Raw genomic sequence first — 3,245 nt, forward strand, 5'->3', positions numbered from 1 at the left:
CGCTTTAATAGATCCGCCAAAATCATACGTGGTTTCAGACGCAAAACTGGCTGCGCTCATTAATGCCGCACCAATAACTATTGCTGTGTATTTCATTTTCATAAGGTTTAGAAAGTAATATTGATCACTCAAGCAATCGAAATTACAAATTGCAGGGTGAGTATTTCAAATGAAAAAGTACCCACTCTTAAACACAGGAGTATTGACATAAAGAGAAGGCACTTAAATTCAAGACTACCGAAGGCATTGGTGTCTCAATGCTTCGGTAGGACGGACAACTAACTCGATCAGTTACCCGCTAAGGCTTTTGCAGCCGAACGCATCAGTGCAGGTGCTTTATTTTCACCATAGCCTGAGTGGTATGGGTTGTTAGAGAAAACAATACCCACAAAATCTCGGTCTGGGTCGATGTAAAGGAACTGGCCTAGATTGCCACTTTTCGCCATCGCACCATCGTCAAAGATGTAATCGAATTGGTATGAGTTATAAGATGCTTTTTCGTTGAAAGCGTGCACAGTGCTGTCTTCTTTTGTCGTACCTGCAAACGCTTTTGGATCACCATTATTATGGATACGGTCGATGATCGCCTGTGAGATAACTGGCTCATCAGCAACGGCACCCCAGCTCGGCGTGAACAAGGTTCCCCAGCGTGCCATATCTTCTAATGTGGTAGACACTAGCCCAACCGCGATAGCCATTCCGTCTGGAGTTTGGTTGATCAACATAGGCTGGCGAGCGTTCACTTTTGACCAAACTCTGTCTTCAAACACTTTAGCCCAAGTTGTACCTTCGATGTTCTCAATCATTTGAGTCAATACGATAGTGTTCATTGAAGCATAGCGGAACTGTTTGCCCGGTTCTTCACCTTCAATTTTCTTAGTATCAAGGGCAACATCGACCCAGCTTTCTTGCTCTCCTGTTGCATAGCGTGGAGAACCAAATGCCGAAGCAAAGAAGCGCACTACCGCTGAATCTGGATTCATGATCGAGGCGGCTGTTTCTTCATTATCCAGACCTGTTGCGTGGTTTAATGCATTCAGTACCGATACGTTGTCCCATACCGAACCTTTCAATTCTGGAACATATTCGGTGATCATTTTGTTATGGTCGATTTTACCTTCTTCTGCCAGCATGGCCACCACCGTGCCTACCGTCGTTTTCGCCGCTGATGCCCAGATATGGCGATCCGTTGGTTTCATTCCAGGGTAAGCCTCATATACGATTTTACCTTCATGAATCAGCATAAAACCTTGAGTACGAAACTGCGGGTCGACAAGGTAATCTTCCATTGTCATTTCACCCTTGCTTTCTGTTTGAACTTTTAACTTAGCAAGCTCTGGGTGAATATCTTTAACTAACCGCTTGTAGTTTTCACTTGGTGAAGCCACCGCAGTAGGCATGAATTCGCTCATGTGCATGTTGTAATAAAAGGAGTGATCGCCCCCCATTTGCCAATGAAAGTTGTTGAAACCAGCGCGCGCTGCGTCCACAAATTCATTGGAAAATGGCTGCTTTGCCGCTTCTACAGGTAAAGTGACCTGCGCACCTTCTGCGCTAAGAGCCGCTTCGACTGGATTTTGCGTGTCATCTGCAATAGCAGTGCTTGCCAAGACGGCGGTAGAAAGTGCAAGTGCAATGGAAGTAAGTTTCATAGTGTTATCTCCTGTGTTTGAGTGGGTGTAATATAAACGACAGGAACACCGAGCGGTAGGTCACTTTACGCCAACTATCAATATCCAGTTGTTTAGAACTCACGACTTCTATACCAAACCCAACACCGGAGGATGAAAAATAGATTCCCCGCTAATCCTTGATGCATCGACACTAGGACAACAGATGTATTTGTTTCATCTCATAGGGGCTTTGTTGCGTTATTCAGTTTAGAGACAACTCTACCCCGGTAGGTGTGTTTTTTAATTAATACGAAACGATTCAGGTAGACCAGTCCCATCAGCCTATTTTGCGTTTTGAGCATCGCGTTAGTTTCGCCCACCTGTGCATTATAATTTCTTAAGCTTATTCGTCCCTAGCAACTGTTTAACTCCATACATCACCGTTTCTGAGGGTGAGTGTTAAATTGCAACCAGAAAGGATCATCATCTACAAAACGCATGACAGGGACAGATCTTGTTTTTTACCATTCATTAGTTTTTGTATATCAAAGCTACCTGAATATCTGTGTTCGAACTTCCAGATGTGACACGAGATGGGGCAGAAATAGGCCAGCTCTAGCCTCGTTAACTCGAAGATCCACTAGACGAAGAACTTATCGTTCGTGATAGTTCAACCAACATATAAAACAAAAAAGCGAGCCATCATAGCTCGCTTTTCAATATTCTGTATTTTAGAAGAAATTACAGTAGTTCAACAGATTGTTGAGCAATCACGAACTCTTCATTGGTTGGAATAACCATTGCCACGGCATCCAGTAATTCAGACTTAGCGATGATGCCTGAAGCGCCAAAGCGTGCGTCTTCGTTCGCTTTCTCATCTTCAACAAAACCAAGAAGGTTTAGGTTCTTCAAGATTTCACGACGAATTGGCAATGCGTTTTCGCCAATGCCACCCGTGAAGATGATCGCATCTAGGTGATTAAGTGGAATCAGGTATGAGCCGATGTATTTAGCAACACGGTAAGTAAATACTTCAAACGCTAACTTCGCGCCTTCGTGCCCATTTTCCATCGCTTCTAAAATGCCGCGAGCGTCTGAAGTGAGGCCTGAAACCCCTAAGAAACCTGATTTTTTATTCAACGTTTCAAAGACTTTCTCTTGGCTCCAGCCTTTCTTCATTAAGAACTCAATGATACCAGGGTCTAAGTCACCAGAACGCGTTCCCATCATTAGGCCAGCAAGTGGTGTAAAGCCCATTGAGGTATCAACAGATCGACCATTTTCAATCGCACAAACAGAAGCACCGTTACCTAGATGAACTGAAATGAAGCTCGCTTCGTCAATCGACTTGTTCAGCATTTTTGCCGCTTCGCGGCTTACAAAGTAGTGGCTGGTGCCGTGGAAGCCGTAACGACGGATACCGTATTCTTTGTATAGCTCGTTAGTGATTGCACCTGTGAATGCTTTTTGAGGCATCGTTTGGTGGAACGCAGTATCGAAGACGGCGAATTGTGGAAGACTTGGGAAAGCCTTCATCGCCGCTTCAATACCGATAGCACCAGCAGGGTTGTGGAGCGGAGCAAGATCAGACAAGCTCTCAATTTCAGCCAGTACTTCTTCATCAATGCGAAT

Annotated in this window: 2 protein-coding genes and 1 pseudogene; all 3 read right to left on the reverse strand. The window is 44.5% G+C overall.

Annotation, left to right across the window (positions count from 1 at the left end; all coding sequences use genetic code 11):
* Positions 1-287 precede the first annotated feature (287 nt).
* Positions 288-1,652: a serine hydrolase domain-containing protein gene (locus BCU12_RS10275; protein ID WP_102404209.1), complete on the reverse strand. Its 1,365-nt coding sequence runs from the start codon at positions 1,650-1,652 to the stop codon at positions 288-290.
* A gap of 200 nt (positions 1,653-1,852) precedes the next feature.
* Positions 1,853-2,069 (reverse strand): annotated as a pseudogene (locus tag BCU12_RS23605) (hypothetical protein); the annotation flags it as partial.
* 285 nt (positions 2,070-2,354) lie between these two features.
* Positions 2,355-3,245: acetate/propionate family kinase (locus tag BCU12_RS10285; protein ID WP_102404210.1), on the reverse strand; the 891-nt coding region annotated here is incomplete at its 5' end.

Origin of the sequence: Vibrio sp. 10N.261.55.A7 (genome assembly GCF_002877365.1) — a bacterium.
Classification (GTDB): Bacteria; Pseudomonadota; Gammaproteobacteria; order Enterobacterales; family Vibrionaceae; genus Vibrio.

Coding starts and splice junctions, on each gene's coding strand:
- BCU12_RS10275 (WP_102404209.1), bottom strand. CDS start 1,652: ATGAAACTTACTTCCATTGCACTTGCACTTTCTACCGCCGTCTTGGCA.